The 19795-nt window shown below is 37.0% G+C and carries 15 protein-coding genes; 7 read left to right on the top strand and 8 right to left on the bottom strand.

Annotation, left to right across the window (positions count from 1 at the left end; genetic code table 11):
• Window positions 1–12 precede the first annotated feature (12 nt).
• The 4 genes from ACKWCD_RS03850 to ACKWCD_RS03835 all read right to left on the bottom strand — a co-directional run bounded on the left by ACKWCD_RS03850 (window position 13) and on the right by ACKWCD_RS03835 (window position 3886).
• The gene (locus ACKWCD_RS03850) at window positions 13–648 is read right to left on the bottom strand and encodes a DUF937 domain-containing protein (protein ID WP_413982614.1); all 636 of its coding nucleotides are present in this window, start codon (window positions 646–648) and stop codon (window positions 13–15) included.
• Between the two features lie 84 nt (window positions 649–732).
• Window positions 733–1683, bottom strand: a complete 951-nt coding sequence (locus ACKWCD_RS03845) for a D-2-hydroxyacid dehydrogenase (RefSeq protein WP_413982613.1) — start codon at window positions 1681–1683, stop codon at window positions 733–735.
• A gap of 2 nt (window positions 1684–1685) precedes the next feature.
• Window positions 1686–2750 (bottom strand): 3-phosphoserine/phosphohydroxythreonine transaminase, encoded by a 1065-nt coding sequence (gene serC / locus ACKWCD_RS03840; RefSeq protein ID WP_413982612.1) that lies wholly within the window; start codon window positions 2748–2750, stop codon window positions 1686–1688.
• Window positions 2751–2836: 86 nt separating this feature from the next.
• Entirely contained in the window at window positions 2837–3886 is a 1050-nt protein-coding gene (locus tag ACKWCD_RS03835; protein WP_413982611.1) for an acyl-CoA reductase, read from the bottom strand.
• Between the two features lie 131 nt (window positions 3887–4017).
• Here ACKWCD_RS03835 and ACKWCD_RS03830 point away from each other — a divergent pair, with 131 nt between their 5' ends.
• Window positions 4018–4371 (top strand): 4Fe-4S dicluster domain-containing protein, encoded by a 354-nt coding sequence (locus ACKWCD_RS03830; RefSeq protein ID WP_413982610.1) that lies wholly within the window; start codon window positions 4018–4020, stop codon window positions 4369–4371.
• A gap of 177 nt (window positions 4372–4548) precedes the next feature.
• Here the strand turns inward: ACKWCD_RS03830 and speB are convergent, their stop codons facing one another.
• From speB to ACKWCD_RS03810, 4 genes are all read right to left on the bottom strand, one after another.
• Window positions 4549–5334, bottom strand: coding sequence for an agmatinase (speB, locus tag ACKWCD_RS03825; RefSeq protein ID WP_413982609.1), 786 nt, complete (start codon window positions 5332–5334; stop codon window positions 4549–4551).
• Between the two features lie 66 nt (window positions 5335–5400).
• Window positions 5401–8526 (bottom strand): TonB-dependent receptor, encoded by a 3126-nt coding sequence (locus tag ACKWCD_RS03820; protein WP_413982608.1) that lies wholly within the window; start codon window positions 8524–8526, stop codon window positions 5401–5403.
• Between the two features lie 11 nt (window positions 8527–8537).
• Complete coding sequence (locus ACKWCD_RS03815; protein ID WP_413982607.1) at window positions 8538–9551, bottom strand: FecR family protein; 1014 nt, start codon at window positions 9549–9551, stop codon at window positions 8538–8540.
• A 67-nt stretch (window positions 9552–9618) separates the two neighbouring features.
• Window positions 9619–10197, bottom strand: coding sequence for an RNA polymerase sigma factor (locus ACKWCD_RS03810; protein ID WP_413982606.1), 579 nt, complete (start codon window positions 10195–10197; stop codon window positions 9619–9621).
• Window positions 10198–10467: 270 nt separating this feature from the next.
• Here ACKWCD_RS03810 and ychF point away from each other — a divergent pair, with 270 nt between their 5' ends.
• From ychF to ACKWCD_RS03780, 6 genes are all read left to right on the top strand, one after another.
• Window positions 10468–11562, top strand: coding sequence for a redox-regulated ATPase YchF (ychF, locus tag ACKWCD_RS03805; RefSeq protein WP_413982605.1), 1095 nt, complete (start codon window positions 10468–10470; stop codon window positions 11560–11562).
• A gap of 151 nt (window positions 11563–11713) precedes the next feature.
• Window positions 11714–13444 (top strand): hypothetical protein, encoded by a 1731-nt coding sequence (locus tag ACKWCD_RS03800; protein ID WP_413982604.1) that lies wholly within the window; start codon window positions 11714–11716, stop codon window positions 13442–13444.
• A 112-nt stretch (window positions 13445–13556) separates the two neighbouring features.
• Entirely contained in the window at window positions 13557–15416 is a 1860-nt protein-coding gene (locus ACKWCD_RS03795; RefSeq protein ID WP_413982603.1) for a DNA topoisomerase IV subunit B, read from the top strand.
• A 30-nt stretch (window positions 15417–15446) separates the two neighbouring features.
• Entirely contained in the window at window positions 15447–18233 is a 2787-nt protein-coding gene (locus ACKWCD_RS03790) for a DNA gyrase/topoisomerase IV subunit A (protein ID WP_413982602.1), read from the top strand.
• Between the two features lie 2 nt (window positions 18234–18235).
• Window positions 18236–18667, top strand: coding sequence for a large-conductance mechanosensitive channel protein MscL (gene mscL / locus ACKWCD_RS03785; protein ID WP_413982601.1), 432 nt, complete (start codon window positions 18236–18238; stop codon window positions 18665–18667).
• Window positions 18668–18772: 105 nt separating this feature from the next.
• Window positions 18773–19738, top strand: coding sequence for a sterol desaturase family protein (locus ACKWCD_RS03780; protein WP_413982600.1), 966 nt, complete (start codon window positions 18773–18775; stop codon window positions 19736–19738).
• The last annotated feature ends 57 nt before the right edge of the window (window positions 19739–19795 follow it).

The following is a 19795-nucleotide window of genomic DNA, read 5'->3' as shown; positions in this document are numbered from 1 at the left end:
TTTTACTGATTTCTATTTTCCAAATAGACCGCCAAGAAGTCCACCAAGGCCGCCACTTTTCTTTTGGCCTCCGCCCATTACCATACCAGCAACATCATCTAAAATGCTACCATCACCATCAGCGTCAAGCAAAGTTGTAATTAAGCTTTGGTTTTGCTGTGGTTGCCCCCCTAGCATACTACCAAGCAAATTATTCATACCACCAGCATCTTGAACGTTATTCTGTTTTGTTTGCTTTCCTATGAAACCCATAACGATTGGGGCGGCAATCTTAAGAATGTTTGCAATAGAGCCTGTGTCCATTCCTGATTTTTGGCTTAACGCATTCTCGACATTACCTTGCTTTCCTCCAAAAAGGTGTCCTAATATGCCAGCACCATCATTGGTGACAGCTTCATCTACACCACCCCCGAATAAACCACCTAAATCATCAAGAATACCACCATCATGTTTTCCAGACAAGGCACCCATTAAACCTTGCGCTCCTTGCGGTGTTGCAACATTTTTCTTCATTGCACCTAACAATAAAGGCATCGCCATGCTAAGAACATCTCCGGTTTTATTTTCTGGTTGACCGGTTTGTCCGGCTACACCACTTATTAATTGTTTACCCATTGGGCTGTTTAGTAAATCTAATAATCCTGACATTGTATTTAGTGTTTTAAAAATTGAAGCGTAATGTACAAAAAGAGTTGGAAACTATTGCGTTGTACTTAAGGGTTTTCGCTGTTTCTATTTTAATAAGGAAATAATTTGGTTTGCTAGCTCCAAACCAATGCGATTTTGAGCTTCACCTGTAGCGGCGCCAATGTGTGGTGTGAGAGAAATATTGGGATTCATCAATATTTTAATCTCAGGAGTTGGTTCTGATTCAAAAACATCCAAACCGGCAAATGACAATTTTTTGCTGTCTAAAGCTTCTACCAAAGCCACTTCATCAATAACACCACCTCTTGCGGCATTGACAATTCCAGCGCCATCTTTCATTAAAGCGATTTCAGTCTTTCCGATAACATATTCTTTTTGGGCAGGAACATGAACCGTTACAAAATCAGCTTCCTTTAATAAAGCTTCTTTCGAGATACTTTTAAAATTAAAAGAAATGGATTGTCCATCAAAAAAAGGAATACTTACTGAAGCAGCATCCATATAAGGGTCAGAGTAAATGACTTTCATACCCACTCCTAAGGCTATTTTAGCCGTTGATTGTCCAATTCTGCCAAAACCAATTACACCCAAGGTTTTCCCTCTAAGCTCAGTGCCTTTTGCGTAAGCCTTCTTTAAATCTTTAAACTTACTGTCGCCGTCTAACGGCATATTACGGTTGGCATCATATAAGAATCGTACACCACCATATAAATGTGCAAATACCAATTCCGCCACCGATTCTGATGAAGCTGCAGGAGTATTGATGACATGTAATCCTTTTTCCTTGGCGTAGGCTACGTCTATATTGTCCATACCAACACCACCGCGTCCTATAAGTTTGAGGCTCGAGCAATTATCGATTACATCTGTACGTACCTTGGTAGCGCTTCGCACCAATAGTCCAACGATTTCATTTTCATTAATGAAGTTTATCAGCTGTTCCTGAGCAACTGTTGTTGTTAGAACTTCAAAACCCGCTTTTTCCAAAGCATCGATACCCGATTGTGATACCCCGTCGTTTGCTAGTATTTTCATGATTACCCTTTTCTTTCCATTTCACTCATAACATCAACTAACACACCCACACTTTCCAAAGAAAGGGCATTGTACATAGATGCCCGATATCCGCCTACCGAACGGTGACCGTTGAGTCCGTTAATACCGGCTTCTTTAAGCATAGAATCAAATTCTTCTTTTAGTTTTTCATCAGTGATATTGAATGTTGCGTTCATGTTTGAACGATCCTCTTTGTTGGCATAGCCTTGAAAAGCAGGACTCAAATCAATTTCAGAATACAGCAATCTTGATTTCTTTTCATTGATTTCTTCAATAGCAGCTATACCACCCATATCTTTCAGCCACTGCATCGTTAACATCGAAACGTATACGGGAAAAACCGCTGGGGTATTAAACATACTGTCCTTTCCGATGTGAACCTTATAGTCAAGCATTGATGGGATTTGGCGTGAAACCTTTCCTAAGATATCTTCTTTAACCACTACCAAAGTAGTTCCTGCTGGCCCCATGTTTTTCTGCGCTCCAGCATAAATCAAATCAAATTGCGAGAAATCCATTTGTCTTGAAAAGATATCTGAACTCATGTCACAAACTAGAGGAGCATCCGTAGTAGGGAATTTCTTCATCTGCGTTCCAAAAATGGTGTTGTTAGATGTGAGGTGTAAATAATCAAGTCCTGACGGAATGGTATATCCTTTAGGAATGTATTTGAAATTTTCATCTTTAGAAGAACCTACTTCGATTACTTCACCAAAAAGTTTTGCTTCTTTAATAGACTTGTCACTCCAAGTACCCGTGTTCAGATAACCTGCTTTGGTTTCCAATAGATTATAAGCAACCATTAAGAATTCCATACTGGCCCCACCTTGCAAGAATAGGGCTTTGTACCCTTTTCCTTCAAGACCTAAAAGTTCTAGAGCCAAAGAACGTGCGGTTTCCATAACTTCTACAAAGTCTTTACTACGATGCGAAATTTCGATTAATGATAATCCCGAACCATTAAAATCTAATACAGATTCAGATGCTTTCTTTAATACTTCTTGAGGTAAAATACAGGGTCCTGCACTAAAATTATGTTTTTTCATGAATTTGTTTTTAGGTCTGGAAACAGGTTTAAATTAAGCGGGTAAAGGTCTTAAAAATCTAGAGAATCATTGCCATACAAAAGCCATTAAATCTGTGATGTTTTTAACAAGAAGTCAACAGTGTCGACTCCGTCTGCATAATCATTTAATTCAGGTTGTTGTGTTTTTCCAAAGGGAATTTCTCCTTCTATGAAGCCTTTTGCCACAATACATTGAATTTTTTCAGCTTCATTTTTCAATTTCTCATTTAGTTCTTCGGATGAATCATAGGTTTCATAAAAAACAGAAGCAATAGGGGATGCATAACTCTCGTCTTCCTTTAACATCAAGAATCCGTTTTCAAGAATTTTAAACTCACTCATCAAATACACAGCCTTATTGTAATCGTAATTGTTCGCGTATTTGGCTTGTTGAATAATGGGATTGAAATCATAAATGGATTTGAAAAAGGCATCAAAATCATATTCCTGTGGAACAAATATTTTGGATACACTTCTACACCCAAGCCCGTAATATCGGAAAATGTCTTCACCCAAGGCTGCTAGTTCATTAGTGGTTTCATTTCCAGTCAGAACAGCAACAGAGTTTCGATTTTTTCGAATGATATTAGGTACTTTTGAAAAGTAATGTTCAAAATAACGTGCTGTATTATTGCTTCCGGTGGCTATTACAGCATCAAAATTTTTAAGCTTTTCTTCTGTAAAAATAATTTGGTCTTTTAGAGAAGGTTCAATCTCGATTAGATATTTAGCAATTAGAGGAAGCAGGCCTTTATCATTGCTAGATAATTTTACCAGTACCCTATTTCCTGTAATTAAAACGGATAAGAAATCATGAAAGCCAACTAAGGGTATATTCCCCGCCATAATAATAGCGACAGTTTTCGCCTGATTGACTTCAACGGAATAGTTTGAAAGCCATGCGGATAGTTTTTCTTCCGTCAACAGATCGCCCCATCCCTTTAGGGCAAAATGAATATTTTCTTCAGTAAACCACCCATTATGATGTTTTGCAAGAGCGATTACTTCGGTAAAGGTTTTATGCCACTCACTTTCTGAGACATTACCATTGCAAAATTCTCGAAAAAATGTGCCAAGTTTAACGAAAGCAATAAATGTTTTCCGTTGGTCGTTCATATATTTGTGCAAAATTGTGTTAGGGATTACCTTTGCGCAAAAATAGTGATACTGAATTGATTTCGAACTGTCAATTGTAATGCAGATAGATAAGGCAGATACTGAAACTAGTTCAGCATAAAGAGAAAATTATGGCAATTATAATAACGGATGAATGTATCAATTGCGGTGCTTGTGAGCCTGAATGCCCGAACACTGCAATCTACGAAGGAGCGGACGAGTGGCGTTATAGTGACGGAACTTCGTTAAATGGAGATGTCGTTCTACCTGATGGAAAAGCAGTAAATGCCGATGAAGTTCAAGAGCCGATAAGTGACGAAATCTATTATATTTCTCCAGATAAATGTACGGAATGTATGGGCTTTCATGAAGAACCACAATGCGCTGCGGTTTGTCCTGTAGATTGCTGCGTGCCTGATGAAGACAACGTCGAAACTGAAGAAGTGCTTTTAGGGAAACAGGCTTTTATGCACCCTGAGGGATAATTTTTAGTTCGTAGTCTATAGACGATAGTCTCATTAGCGAAAAAATGAATAAAACCTGAGCTTTGGCTTGGGTTTCTTGTTTTAAAAAACGGAGCAAAACATATTTAATTGAAGGAGACCAATCTCTTTGTGAACCTTGCGTTAACCCTTGCGATCTTTGCGTTTAAATAAATCGGACTAAGCTTCTAGTATCTTAACAGCTATTTCCCTTAGCATCTTAGCACTCACCATGGCTGTCATATTATTAATATCTCTCGTCGGATTATATTCGACAATATCTGCTCCAAGAATTGGAACATTGATATTCTGAATGATATTCAAAACTTCTCTAGTACTTAATCCTCCTGGTTCATGATGTGAGACTCCTGGAGCAAAAGCAGGGTCGAGTCCATCAATATCCAAGGAAAGATAAATTGGATTCTCGAATGTAGGTAGCTGCTTCAAATCAAAATCTTTCATTTGAATGATTTCTACTCCAAATTTATCTGCTTGTTCTTGTTGATGTTTTGAAAGTGTTCGAATTCCGATTTGCACCAATCTATTGGCCAAACCATCTTCCATAATACGTGCAAACGGACAAGCGTGTGAATATTTATCTCCTTCAAAATTATCGTATAAATCTGCATGTGCATCTATATGAAGAATATCAACTGCTCCGTATTTTTTATAATGTGCTTTTAGAAGCTGATAAGTAATCGAATGATCTCCACCTAAGGTAATCAATGGTGCTTCAGCTGCTAGATTTTGAGAGGTAATTTTCTCTATATCGAAATAGTCTTGAATTTCAAAATCTCCTTTATCATCCCATATTTCTGGTAGTATTTCCATGCCATTTTCAGCGAAATAGTTTGCAGATTCGCTATGATAAGCTTTTCTAATTAATGGCGGTGCTAGGGCAGGGCCTCTTAAATAAGACGATTTTTCATCAAATAGAATTCCTTGTAAAGTGATTTGTTTTGGCATAAATCGAAAGTATAAAAAAAGCCGCCCATTTCTGAACGGCTTTTTAAAAAATAAACTAACTCAGACTTAAAACTTATAGTTCAATGAAAGATTAAACATTGTACCCAATTGGCTAAAGTGATACCCATCATAGGTCATTTGAGAATATCTTTGGTTAAATGTAATCAGATTCGATTGGTTTTGAACTTGAGCGGGGTCGGCTAAAATTGCATCTCCCGCGGCATTTTGAGAAACAAAATTCCATTCTGGTAATACATTTAAAAGGTTGTTTACATTCAAAGCAATTGTAAATTTTTCAGTTGCATTGAAATTGATAGCTAAATCAGTTACTATTTTCGGTGTAAACTCCGTTCCAATATTGAATAGTCCGTTTGCATCAGTACTCAAACCTTGCTGGAAAAAGCTTGTTTTTCCGAAATAGGTGTTGTTTAAAGAGAAACCAAATTTATTGATATCATAGTTTGCGCCTAAGATCCATTTTGTTACGGGTCTCGAAGTAAAGAATAAAGCTTCCTGTGTTTGATTAACAACAGACTGACCAGCTTGTTCCACCAAATCTGGATTCTTTACATCTCCATCACGCTCATTTTGAATCGTATAGTTCCCTGATAAGTTTAAATCAAGATTACCGGCTCCAATAGCAATGTCTTTATAGCTAAGAACTACATCTATACCTGATGTTTTTGTATCAATTCCGTTTACAAAGAAACTTACATCAGAAAGGTTATTGCTATTTAAGATATCATCCAAGGCCGTATTTCCAGCAGCAGTTGGACCTATTTCAGTACTTAGAACCACGCGGTCTTTAACAGCGATGTTATAGTAATCTAAAGTATAGCTGAAGTTATTCGAAATCTTACCAGCAACACCAACGGTAAAGTTGTTTGAAGTTTCAGCATCTAATTGAGGAATACCTAATAATTTTGCTTGTGTTGAAACGTTATTTATTAAACCACCAACCTGAATTCCTTGACCAGGAATAAAACTATACTGCGCTTTTTGAGTGAAAATTTGGTGTAGTGTTGGAGCTCTGAAACCAGAAGAGATAGAACCTCTTAAGTTAAATGCATCGCTTACTTTATAGCGTGAGCTAAACTTGTAAACAAAGGCATTCCCAAAATCAGAATAGTTTTCAGTTCTTACGGTACCACTTAATAAGAAAGCATCTGTTACATCGTAGTCTAAACTGAAATATCCACCAATGTTATAACGGTTGAACTTTCCTGAGTTTTGAGGAGAAGCACCTGCAAATGAATCTGCTCCACCACCATCATAAGATGCTAGCTCACCCTCGATAACCTCAAACGTTTCAGTTCTAAACTCAGCCCCAATACCAATGCTTACTTTGTCTGAAAGCAATTTTGAAATATCGATATTACCAACATTGTGTGTGAATTTCGTTCCACCTGGATCGAAAGATTGCTGGCTATTTGCTCTATATAATTCTGAACCTTCCGTTACTTCACCATCATCAATAGTGCCATTGCCATTTGCATCTACCCATGTTGAAGGCGAGAAAACAACATTACGGTTATGTGACTGATTTACCTTGTAAGTCTGTAAGTTGCCACCCGTGGTAAAACTTGCGTCAATGTTCCAATCATTTATCTTTGAGCGGAAACCAACTGTACCGTTGTAATCGCTTAATAAACCTTCAAAGGTAGGTACATAACCATCATAGCTGCCTCCAGGTCCATTAGGAAAGAAATCAGCTAAATATGGAAAGTCAGCTTCAGTTCTCCAGTACGGAGTTCTATAATTTGCAAAACTATTCACCGCCTTGTATACATACGCAGCATTACCATAAAGTTGTGTGTTTTCACTTAAATCAAATCCCATATTAACTGAGAATTTTGCTGCTGCGGTTTCGGGGGAACCATTTATGTTACCGGCATCAGGTCTTCTTGATAAAAATTCTTGAACATCCGCGATATCTGCACCGAAATCACCTGCTTCACCAGCGGCATCAACTGTACCGGGTCGGTTTGCTAAGTTCACTTTAGATAAATCTATAGTGTAGTTTACGAAACCTTTGTCATCTCCGATTTTTGAACCATTATTCACGGCAACACCGAACATTTCGCCATCACCTTCAGAAGTTATGCCTAATCGTACAGTACCAGAACCTTCATTTGGAGAATCTTTTAAAATAATGTTCATTACACCTGCAATCGCATCAGAACCATATTGCGCAGATGCACCATCACGTAAGATTTCAACCTTTTTAATCGCATCTGTGGGAATTGCAGAAATATCTGCACCCGTTTCACCACGACCAGGAGAGGTTTGTGTATACAATAGTGCACTTAAGTTCTTACGTTTTCCGTTTATCAAGATCAAAGTTCTACTTGGCCCCATGTTACGAATTTCGTAAGGATCTAATAAAGAAGTCGCATCATTTACAGGAGTTTGAACTGTATTAAAGGAAGGAATTCTATACTGCAAGGCTTTATCGAAAGTTGCTTGCCCTGTAGAGGTTAGTTCCTTTACGCCAACAACATCTACAGGTAACGGTGTATCTGTATTACTACGAGGGGCTGTTCTAGAACCTACCACGATAAACTCTTCAAGTTGCACACCTTCAGAAAGCTGCACATTAACCGAAGAACGGCCTCCTACTTTTTGTTCCACAGAACCAAATCCTATGTAGCTAAATACTAGTGTGGCATCTGAACCTACCGTGATGGTATAATTACCATCAAAATCTGTCGTAGTTCCGTTTGAAGAACCTTTTTCAACAATGTTTACACCTGCTAAAGCAATACCATCTTGATCAGTGACTTTACCAGACACTGAATTTTGAAGTATTGATAAGTCTTTAACCGTTGCAAAGCCAAGTCCTTTAGTAGTACTTATCTTTTCTACTACAGCTCTTTTTACTTTTTTAGGGTGTACTACATAGTACTTGTTTCCTAAATATTCAAAGTCAAAATTAGTTTTAACTTCTAATTTGTTAATGATTTTTCCTAAGGAATTATAACGATATTCCTCTGGGTTTAAATTTGCCCCAGAAATCACCATAGGGTTGTAGGTGAAGAACACTTCGTGAGCTTCACTAATGTCATTTAGAAAATCAGCTAATGCAACAGTTTTGTCTGCGACAAGAGCATCTTTCTTTTCGGCTGCATTGACAGTAATACCTAATAAAAGGAATGCCAAGAACAGCGTGTTCATAATTCTTTTTCCATTCATAATGTTCAGTTTTAGTTTATTGAGTTTTTAAATAGTATAAGGCTATTGTCTTTTTGGACAATTCGAGTTCCTGTCGATTTTTCAATTGCTGACAAGCAAATTTTCAGGTTTTGATTGGGTATACCCCCGGTTAATAATTGTTGTTTAAGTTCTTCATCAATGAATTCTACTTCCAATCCGTAAGCATGTTCTATGTTATTCATTACTTCTTGCAGCGTGATGTTATTGAAGACATAGGTGCCTTCTCGCCAAAGCGAGTAGGGAATTTCAGTAGTTACTTTCTGGTGTGTTACCTCGTTATTTCCTTTGGAAAAAGAAACCAGTTCACCTGGAACCATTTTTTTCGTGGTACCATTCTGTAAAACCAAATGAATAGAACCTTCATCTAGCAAAACATCTGTTTTTTCTTCTCGCGTATTTACATGAAATTGAGTTCCATATACTTCAACTTTTAAGTCTTTTGTATTGACCCAGAATTTTGCATTCGTTGATGGAATGGACTTTACCTTAAAGTAGGCTTCCCCTGTTAATTCAATATTTCGCGAATTATCTTTTTCGTATTTGATTTCTGAATTACCATTTAAAACAACCGAAGTTCCATCGGGTAGTTTTAAATCGATAATCTCACCAAAACCAGTTTTATGAACTACCTCAGAAGAACCATTAAAGAAAACATTTCCTAGGGTTAGAAAAAGTATGCAAACCGCTGCAATAGCCGTGTATTTTTTGAGGCGAGCATTTAATTTCTTTTTTAATGGAATTACTTTCTTATCCGTCTTTGATTTAATCTGATCTAAAACAGCATCTAATTCCATAGTAACTTTACCTTCCGGTAGAGAAACTTTATTAAAAGCAATACCAGTTATGATCGACTTGGCCGTATAAGCTGTTTCTATCTTATCAGGATTTTTACTAACCCATGATTCCCAATAGTCCATATCATTTTGGTTACTGCGGCTAGCCCAGTTTTGAAAGGAAGAATCATTTAAAAGAATCTCTAGAAGAGATTGGTCGGTTTCACTCATAATGTAATCGTAGTTATAAATATAGAGACCTCTCTTTTGAAGTTATACCCTATTTTTTGAAGAAATTTCAATTTATTTGAAAAACTTGCTTTATCTCCTGAGATTCGATATGCGTTCTTAGGCTTGTAAAAGCCTTTTGAAGGGTGTTTAGAACACTTTGGTAAGAGATAGACATTACCTCGGAAATTTCTTGGGTTGATAGATCGCTATAATACTTTAGATAGATAACTTCTCGTTGGCGAGTAGAAAGTCCATTGAGTAGTTTTGTTAAGGTTTGTATTCTAGTTTTGGTAAATTCTTGATCAATCATTAGTTCCTCAGGCGAGAACTCAAAATTAGTAGAGTTTTCAAAAACCGTTTCATATGTAATGAGTTTACGCTCTTTTTTTAAATATTTGAAGAGTGATCTTCGAAAGGCAACAAAGAGGTATGATTTAATTTGAGAGACCGAGTCAAGGTTTTTACGATTGTCATATAAATAGACAAAAAAACTTTGAAGACAGTCTTCCGTTAGAGCCGGATTCCCAGAAATTTTCACTCCATAATTGTGAAGATAGGAGTAATAGGTCTTAAAAAGGGTAGAAAAAGCGTTAACATCACCTTCAACAAATGAATGCCATAATGATTTTTCAGAAAAATTGTTCATGAACAGATTTATGGGATTGGCACAATATATTTAAAATATATTAAATAATTGTTAAAAACTAAAGATATGTTAGGTATTTGGTGTTTTAGGTAAAAATATTTAAGGAATTTAATATTTTCTTTGAATAAAAATCATATGCATGCATTGTAATTTTTTAATGTTTTTTATAATAAAAATCTAAGTTTGCCAGCCTCGAAGTTCTCATGGGTAAAAACTATATTTGCACCCGAATAAAAGATAGCGACTACGGTTGCACTTAATATAATAAAGATGAAAGCAGGTATTGTAGGATTACCCAATGTTGGAAAATCTACTCTTTTTAATTGTTTGTCAAATGCCAAAGCGCAAAGTGCAAACTTTCCTTTTTGTACTATTGAACCGAATATTGGGGTAGTAAACGTTCCTGATACGCGTTTGGAAAAGTTGGAGGAACTAGTCAATCCCGAAAAAGTGATTCCAGCTACTGTAGAAATTGTTGATATCGCAGGATTAGTAAAAGGTGCGAGCAAAGGTGAAGGCCTTGGAAATCAGTTCTTAGGAAACATTCGTGAAACAGATGCGATTCTACATGTTTTAAGATGCTTTGATAACGATAATATTGTTCATGTAGATGGTTCTGTAGATCCTATTCGCGATAAAGAGACCATTGATATGGAACTCCAGCTTAAAGACTTGGAGACTGTAGAAAAGAAGTTGGATAAAGTAAAGCGAGCTGCAAAAACAGGAAACAAAGAAGCACAAAAAGAAGAAGCTGTTTTGTTAGCTATCAAAAATGGTCTAGAAGCAGGAACTTCAGTACGTGCCGTTGAACTTTTAAAAGAAGATAGAGCGGAGTATGTGAACCCGTTACAATTCATTACAGATAAACCAGTAATGTATGTTTGTAATGTAGATGAAGATGCAGCCGTTTCTGGTAATGCTTACGTGGACAAAGTTAAGGCCGCAGTAGCCAACGAAAATGCAGAAGTTGTGGTTTTAGCGGTTGGTACTGAAGCAGACATTACCGAATTGGAGACTTATGACGAGCGTCAAATGTTCTTAGAAGATTTAGGTCTCTCAGAACCAGGTTCGGCAAAATTGATACGAGGTGCTTACAAATTATTAAACCTTGAAACTTATTTTACAGCAGGGGAGAAAGAAGTCCGAGCTTGGACGATTCCCGTTGGTGCTACTGCTCCCCAAGCAGCAGGAGTTATACATACCGATTTTGAGAAAGGCTTTATTCGTGCAGAAGTTATCGCCTATGATGACTATGTTACTTTTGGTAGTGAAGCCAAAGTAAAAGAAGCTGGCAAGATGCGAGTGGAGGGTAAAGAGTACATCATCAAAGATGGTGATGTTATGCATTTTAGATTTAATGTTTAGCCTGCTTTTGAGATTTTAAATTCTTAAAATTTTGGAAATCAATAAAATGCATTTCAACGGTTAATTTGGTTTTTTAATATGATCTGCATTTTTCTTTGTGGTAATTTGTTTTCTTTGAAATGTGATTGTTTCAAAAAATAAAATTTGCCAGATGCTAAGAACCAAAAATGTATTAACCTATTTATTTGTTTTTTTACTGATTTATAGTTGCTCAAAGTCTGATTCTAATGAACCAGAACCAGAAAATACGCCATCACTAAGTATCCCAAAAGTAACTACTGCTGCCATTTCTGAGATTACTGAAAGTACTGCTATATCTGGTGGAAATGTAACTGATGATGGTGGAGCCACTATCACCGAAAGGGGTGTTTGCTGGAGCACATCAACAGAGCCAACTGTTTCTGATAACAAAACAACAAATGCAACCGGTATCGGAGTGTTTAGTAGCTCTTTGGAAGGTTTAGATGCTAACACCGCTTATTTTTTAAGAGCATATGCAACCAATAATGAGGGAACGGCTTATGGTAATGAGATCAGTTTTACGACTTTGGAACCAGAACCTATTGCAAAGGTTTACGAGGGAGATTTAGTTTTAACTACTCAGCAAGAAGTTGATGACTTCGGAGCAGAAGGTTTTACCGCTATTTCTGGTAGTCTAAAGATTAAAGACTCCAATGTTCCATCAACAATTGTTAATTTGAATCCTCTAAATACGATTTCTACAATTAGTGATTCCTTGATAATTGAAGAAAATTTAATCTTAAACGAACTAAACGGCTTTATTGAATTAAAAAATGTTGGAGCAGATATTTCCATTATAAGAAATAAGGCTTTACAGTCAATAAACACATTTGAGAAATTAGAGGAAGTTGGAGGTGACATAATATTCTTCGCTGAAGAAGCAGTTTATAGTATTTCTGGTTTTAATAATCTATTGACCATTGCAGGTGGGCTTTATTTAATAAATAATTCCCAAGGTGCGGTAAGTGAATTAAATGCCTTTAACAACTTAGAAACAATAGGAACTGATCTTTCAATTAATCGAATTAATGGCAATTTAGTAGGACTTAATAAGTTGAATTCTATTGGTGCTAAATTGACGATTCAAGGCCTATCGACTATTGAAGATTTTACTTTTTTTGAATCACTTACGAATATTGGGGGCAGAGTAAATGTAACCGCTAATCCAGTATTAGAATCATTTAACGGATTTGAAAAACTGACTGGCTTGAACGGACTTTCTTTACTTTTAAATAATTCTTTAACTTCCTTAAATGGCCTTGAAAATATTAGATCAATATATGGAAACTTAGTAATTACAATTAACAGAAATCTTGAGAATCTTCAAGGTTTGGAAGGGTTGGAGAAAGTTTTAAATGGGGGAGTTGACATTAATCAAAATATGAGTCTAACCAGCCTTAATGGACTCAACAATTTAAAGACAATAGACCAGGGCCTTGAAATATGGAGAAATGATTCACTAGAAAATTTAACCGGTTTGGAAAGTCTCAATAGTACTGGTTTTGGAGAGGCTTGTACTATTTGCTTTGGAAGAATTAGAATAGAGTCCAATGAAAACCTTTTGAATATTGATGCTTTAGAAAATCTTACGTCAAATTGGTATGGAAACATCAAAATTAGCTACAATGAAAAACTAGTAAATTTAGATGGGTTAAGGAATTTAGTGAATATATACAGGTTTCCCCAAGATACAAGAGTCAACGGAGCTATAATAGAAAATAATAGTAATCTAAATGATGTTTGTGGGTTAAAGAATGTATATGACAATAACTCATCCAGATTTTATGTAGAAGGATTTTTTAACGGAACTGAGAACAATCCCGAAGGTGATGCGAGGGCCATGTTGAACTTATGTGACTAGATGATTTCTATCAACAAAACCATATTTTCTTTGTTAATTACTTTATAACATAGGGGTTTCATTTTTTTTGAACTAGTCTTATATTAGCCACGCTCAGATTAAACCCCTATAGATGGCTGAAAATACCCAATATACCGAAGATAATATCCGTTCGTTAGACTGGAAGGAACATATTCGTATGCGACCTGGTATGTATATTGGTAAGCTAGGTGATGGTTCTTCAGCCGATGACGGTGTCTATATTCTGCTCAAAGAGGTTCTCGATAACTGTATCGATGAATTCGTAATGGGGGCGGGGAAGACCATTGAAATTCGCATTAAAGATGGTTTGGTTAAAGTCCGTGACTATGGTCGTGGTATTCCTTTAGGAAAAGTGGTAGATGTGGTTTCTAAAATGAATACGGGTGGTAAATACGACTCGCGCGCTTTTAAGAAATCAGTGGGATTAAACGGAGTAGGTACAAAAGCGGTCAATGCGCTTTCTAGTTTCTTCGAAGTACAATCTTCCCGAGATAATAAAATTAAAACAGCTGAATTCAGCCAAGGAAATCTAATCAAAGAAGAAGGCCCTGAAGCATCTTCACAACGAAAAGGTACTCGAGTTACTTTTCGACCTGATGAAGCTATTTTTAAAAAATACAAATTCCGTGCAGAGTATGTTGAGCGCATGCTAAAGAATTACGTGTATTTAAATCCGGGATTAACGATTGACTTTAATGGAGAGAAGTACCATTCCGAAAATGGATTAAAAGATTTATTAGAAGATAATAATAACACAGAAGATTTTTTATATCCTGTGATTCATTTAAAGGGAGACGATATTGAAATTGCTATAACGCACAGTAAAACGCAGTATAGCGAGGAGTATCATTCTTTTGTAAATGGACAAAACACAACTCAAGGAGGAACGCACCAAACCGCATTTAGAGAAGCTTTGGTGAAGACAATTCGTGAGTTTTACGGAAAGAACTATGATCCCTCTGATATCAGAAAATCTATTATTTCTGCTATTGCTATTAAAGTTATGGAGCCCGTCTTTGAAAGTCAAACCAAGACGAAATTAGGTTCAACAGATATGGGTGGTGGACTTCCTACCGTACGTACCTACATAAATGATTTCGTAGGGAAATATTTGGATAATTATTTACATAAGAATCAAGATGCAAGGGAAGCTTTGCAGCGCAAAATATTGCAAGCTGAACGTGAACGAAAGGAACTCTCTGGAATTCGTAAGCTGGCTAAGGATCGAGCTAAAAAGGCAAACTTGCACAACAAAAAATTACGAGATTGTCGCATACACTTAGGAGATACCAAAAAAGATAGAAATCTAGAAAGTACTTTGTTTATTACTGAGGGTGATTCTGCCTCTGGTTCTATTACAAAGTCTCGAGACGTAAATACACAAGCGGTTTTTAGTTTAAAAGGAAAGCCTTTAAACTCTTACGGATTATCTAAAAAGATCGTCTATGAGAATGAAGAATTCAATCTTCTACAAGCGGCATTGAATATTGAGGAATCGATGGAAGACTTGCGGTATAACAATATCGTAATTGCCACTGATGCCGATGTCGATGGAATGCACATTCGATTGTTATTGATTACCTTCTTTTTACAGTTCTTTCCAGAGCTTATAAAAGAGAATCATCTTTATATTTTGCAAACACCTTTATTCCGTGTGCGCAACAAGAAGGAAACGATTTATTGCTACAGTGACGAAGAACGCAGAAATGCCATTGAGAAACTAACAGGAAAACCAGAAATAACTCGATTCAAAGGCTTGGGAGAAATATCACCTGATGAGTTTGTGCATTTTATTGGTGATGATATTCGATTAGAACCTGTGATGCTTGATAAGGCAATGTCTATTGAAGAATTATTGAGCTTCTATATGGGTAAGAATACACCAGATCGACAGAAGTTTATTATTGAAAACCTTAAGGTTGAGATTGATTTAGTAGAAGAGAATCAATAAGTACCAAACCAAAACTAGTTGTAATCCTTTATGGAAGAGAACGATGATGATTTGAATTTACCCGCCGACCAGGAGGGTCTACCCACAGAAGATGAGGGGTCTTCTAATGCTGATGAAAACTTGCCCGCTGAAACAGAGCGACTACCTTCTGATGCCATAAACGAGCTTTCCGACGAAGAAGACGATGCCTTGACCAAGGTAACAGGAATGTATAAGGAATGGTTTCTAGATTACGCTTCTTATGTGATTTTAGAACGTGCTGTGCCGGCCATTGAAGACGGATTCAAACCCGTACAACGCCGTATCATGCATGCCCTTAAAGAATTAGACGACGGGCGTTACAACAAAGTTGCCAATGTTGTTGGACACACCATGCAGTATCACCCGCATGGTGACGCGAGTATTGCAGATGCCATGGTGCAAATGGGTCAGAAAGATTTGTTGATTGATACCCAAGGTAACTGGGGAAATATTCTAACAGGCGATAGAGCGGCAGCATCAAGATATATTGAAGCCAGACTTTCCAAATTTGCTTTAGATGTTGTTTTTAGTCCCAAAATCACAGAATGGCAACAATCCTATGATGGCCGAAAAAAGGAACCAGTAAATCTTCCGGTGATGTTTCCGTTGTTACTGGCGCAAGGGGCAGAGGGTATCGCAGTGGGACTCTCCACCAAAGTGCTACCTCACAATTTTAATGAACTTATTGATGCTTCTATCAAGCATTTACAAGGAAAGCGTTTTAAACTTTTTCCAGATTTTCCAACTTCCGGAATTATTGACGTAACGAATTACAACGATGGTATGCGTGGGGGTAAGATTCGTGTACGTGCGAAAATAGCTCCCTTAAATAAAAATACATTGGTTATCAATGAGATACCTTATGGAACGAATACTTCCAGTCTTATTGATTCCATCCTAAAAGCAAACGACAAAGGGAAGATTAAGGTTAAGAAAATCGAAGATAATACCGCTGCGGATGTTGAGATTCTAGTGCATCTCCCTTCGGGAATATCTCCAGATAAAACTATTGATGCCTTATATGCTTTTACCAATTGTGAAACTTCAATTTCTCCCTTAGGTTGTATTATTGAAGATAACAAACCGCTATTTATCGGAGTGGTGGAAATGCTAAAGCGTTCTACAGATGCTACTGTGGAATTGCTCCGTCAAGAGTTGGAAATTCAGTTAGGAGAACTCGAAGCGCAATGGCATGCGGCATCCTTAGAAAGAATCTTTATTGAGAACCGTATCTACCGTGATATTGAAGAGGAGGAAACTTGGGAAGGTGTCATCAAAGCTATTGATAAAGGGCTCAAGCCACACACGAAACACTTAAAACGAGCGGTTACTGAAGAAGATATACTGCGTCTAACGGAAATCAAAATCAAGAAAATCTCCAAGTTTGATTTAGACAAGGCACAACAGCACCTTGATAATCTTGAAGAAAAGATTGCAGAGGTTAAAAACAACTTGGCCAATATCATAGATTTTGCCATTGATTATTTCAAGCGTCTGAAAAGCACCTATGGCAAAGGCCGTGAACGCAAGTCAGAGATTCGAATTTTTGACGATATTGAGGCAACGAAAGTAGTTATTCGAAATACAAAACTCTATGTAAACCGTGAAGAAGGTTTTGTGGGCACATCACTTCGTAGAGATGAATACGTAACAGATTGTGCTGATATTGATGACGTTATTGTATTCACCAAAGATGGGAATATGATGGTAACTAAGGTAGATTCCAAAACTTTTGTCGCCAAAAATATCATTCATGTTGCCGTTTTCAAGAAAAAAGATAAGCGCACTACTTATAATATGATTTATAAGGATGGCAAAGGTGGTCCAAGTTATATCAAGCGCTTTAATGTCACCAGTATTACGAGAGATAAATTATATCCGTTAGGGACTGGAAAAGCAGGTACCGATGTACTTTACTTCTCGGCCAACCCCAACGGCGAAGCAGAAGTAGTTACAGTATTGCTTCGACAAGTAGGAAGCATTAAAAAATTAAAGTGGGATCTTGATTTTTCAGATTCATTGATCAAAGGGCGTGCTTCTAAAGGGAACTTGGTTACCAAGTATTCGGTGAAAAGAATCGAGTTGAAAGAAAAAGGTCTTTCAACTTTAAAGCCCCGTAAATTATGGTTCGACGACACGGTACAACGGCTGAATATTGATGATCGAGGTGACTTCTTGGGAGAATTTACAAGCGAAGATAGATTACTAATTGTAAATCAAAAAGGTGTTATCAAAACGGTAATTCCGGAATTGACACTTCGTTTTGAGGATGATATGATTGTTCTCGAAAAGTGGGAGCCGGAAAAACCGATTTCTGCTATCTATTGGGAAGGAGACAAGGAGTTATTTTATGTGAAGCGGTTTTTAATCGATAATCCTGATAAGGTAGAATCGATAATAAGTGATCATCCCAAATCGTATTTAGAGAAGGTGTTTACTGATTATCGTCCGCGAGCAGAAGTAACTTTTGCCAAGCAGCGTGGTAAAGATCGCCAAGATAATTTAGAGCTTGATTTAGAGCAGTTTATTTCTGTAAAAGGAATTTCTGCAATGGGCAACCAGCTCACAAAAGACAAGGTTCTCGAAATTAATGCGATTGAGCCGCTTCCGTATGATAAACCAGAACCTATAGCTACTGCCGAGATTGAAGTTGTAGATGAAGAAAATGTGGTAACGCAAGAAGGAGTTGTTGAACCAGTGAAAATTGAAAAATTACGTACGCAAAAGCCCAAAAATAGTTTAAAAGAGAAACGAAGTGAAGAAGATGATGACGAAGGACAAATAACCCTGTTTTAGTAATGAAAAACTTTTTCACCGAGTTTAAGAATTTTGCCATAAAGGGAAATATGGTCGATATGGCCATAGGTATTATTATTGGCGCCTCTTTTAATGCCGTGGTAAATACTTTGGTTAAAAAGATAATCATGCCGCCGCTGTCTATACTGACGGGAGGTACTGATTTTTCCAATATGAAATTTGTGTTGAGAGAAGGCACCGATTATGTCGAAGAAGTGGCCATTGAATATGGAGATCTTTTTAATGTATTGATAGATTTCTTAATTGTTGCGCTCACCATTTTCATCGTTATCAAAGGCATGAATCGTTTTCGAGACCAAGCAGAAGATGTAACCAACAAGAAAGTAGAAACTCCCAAGAATATAGAACTTCTTTCGAAAATTGAAAAGTTATTAGAAGAACAAAATCGACTTTTAGAAAAGCAAAAAGACTGATTTTGTTTAAGCAATAGCTATAGCTTATACCTAGATGCGCCAAAACGTTTAACAACTTGTTCAGAAGAACTGATAATACCTATCTTTAGCAAAATTTGAATTTTAATGGATTTAACAAACCCCCTAGTTTACGGAGCACCCGCCTTTATTGCCTTCATTTTAGCCGAAATAGCGTACAGTCATTCACACGATAATAAAGAACTTTATGTTTGGAAAGACTTTATGGCAAGTGGCGCTATGGGTATTGGCTCCGCAATTATTGGTCCTTTGCTTAAAGTAACACTTTTAATTGTCGTTTTTAATTGGGCTTTTGAATTGTTCAATCCCGTTGTTGATATTGCTACAGGTGCTCGAAGAAATATATTAGGGTATAATACGTTCGGATTCGAATGGTATATCTTTTTACTAGCCCAATTGGCAGATGATTTCACTTATTATTGGTTTCACAGAGCAAATCATGAAATTAGGGTCTTATGGGCGGCCCATATTGTGCATCATTCTTCAGATCATTTCAACTTAGGAACCGCAATCCGTAATGGATGGTTTACCCTTTTATACAAGCCTTTCTTTTACATGTGGATGCCTGCCATTGGATTTCCAGTAGAGGTGGTGATTTTTGCGTTAGCAATTGAATCGTTCTGGCAATTTCAGTTACATACCCAGTATATTCCCAAGATGGGGTGGATTGAGAAAATTTTCAATACACATACGATGCACCAAGTACACCATGCACAAAATGTGGAATATCTAGACAAGAATCATGGTGGTTTCTTGAACATTTTCGATAAGATATTCGGTACATGGAAAGAACTTGATGACGATGTAGATGTGAAATTTGGTGTTATTCACGCCCCTCAATCTTATAACCCTTTGGTTATCTTAACCCATGAGTATAAAGATATTTGGAACGACATGAAAAAGTCAACTAACCTGTGGCATAAATTCATGTATGTTTTCGGTCCTCCAGGCTGGAGTCATGATGGCAGTACAATGACTGTAAAACAGCAACAACGACTCTTTAAGAAGCAGAAAGCGGAGAATCCTGAGGTTGCGTTTAGTCGCCCTAATTAACGATTTAGGTATTTGGAAGAACGTATTAGTACTTTTTATATCTGGTTTCCAGCCCTA

The sequence above is a fragment of the Maribacter taeanensis genome (genome assembly GCF_047345145.1).
Classification (GTDB): Bacteria; Bacteroidota; Bacteroidia; order Flavobacteriales; family Flavobacteriaceae; genus Maribacter_C.
This window is presented reverse-complemented; position numbering and strand designations above follow the sequence as displayed.

Excerpts from the sequence above, each read along its gene's own strand:
- ychF (WP_413982605.1), top strand. The coding sequence starts at position 10,468 with ATGAAAGCAGGTATTGTAGGATTACCCAATGTTGGAAAATCTACTCTT.
- ACKWCD_RS03810 (WP_413982606.1), bottom strand. The coding sequence starts at position 10,197 with ATGAACAATTTTTCTGAAAAATCATTATGGCATTCATTTGTTGAAGGT.
- ACKWCD_RS03780 (WP_413982600.1), top strand. The coding sequence starts at position 18,773 with ATGGATTTAACAAACCCCCTAGTTTACGGAGCACCCGCCTTTATTGCC.
- mscL (WP_413982601.1), top strand. The coding sequence starts at position 18,236 with ATGAAAAACTTTTTCACCGAGTTTAAGAATTTTGCCATAAAGGGAAAT.
- speB (WP_413982609.1), bottom strand. The coding sequence starts at position 5,334 with ATGCCAAAACAAATCACTTTACAAGGAATTCTATTTGATGAAAAATCG.
- ACKWCD_RS03790 (WP_413982602.1), top strand. The coding sequence starts at position 15,447 with ATGGAAGAGAACGATGATGATTTGAATTTACCCGCCGACCAGGAGGGT.
- ACKWCD_RS03835 (WP_413982611.1), bottom strand. The coding sequence starts at position 3,886 with ATGAACGACCAACGGAAAACATTTATTGCTTTCGTTAAACTTGGCACA.
- ACKWCD_RS03820 (WP_413982608.1), bottom strand. The coding sequence starts at position 8,526 with ATGAATGGAAAAAGAATTATGAACACGCTGTTCTTGGCATTCCTTTTA.
- ACKWCD_RS03830 (WP_413982610.1), top strand. The coding sequence starts at position 4,018 with ATGGCAATTATAATAACGGATGAATGTATCAATTGCGGTGCTTGTGAG.
- ACKWCD_RS03815 (WP_413982607.1), bottom strand. The coding sequence starts at position 9,551 with ATGAGTGAAACCGACCAATCTCTTCTAGAGATTCTTTTAAATGATTCT.
- serC (WP_413982612.1), bottom strand. The coding sequence starts at position 2,750 with ATGAAAAAACATAATTTTAGTGCAGGACCCTGTATTTTACCTCAAGAA.
- ACKWCD_RS03850 (WP_413982614.1), bottom strand. The coding sequence starts at position 648 with ATGTCAGGATTATTAGATTTACTAAACAGCCCAATGGGTAAACAATTA.
- ACKWCD_RS03795 (WP_413982603.1), top strand. The coding sequence starts at position 13,557 with ATGGCTGAAAATACCCAATATACCGAAGATAATATCCGTTCGTTAGAC.
- ACKWCD_RS03800 (WP_413982604.1), top strand. The coding sequence starts at position 11,714 with ATGCTAAGAACCAAAAATGTATTAACCTATTTATTTGTTTTTTTACTG.
- ACKWCD_RS03845 (WP_413982613.1), bottom strand. The coding sequence starts at position 1,683 with ATGAAAATACTAGCAAACGACGGGGTATCACAATCGGGTATCGATGCT.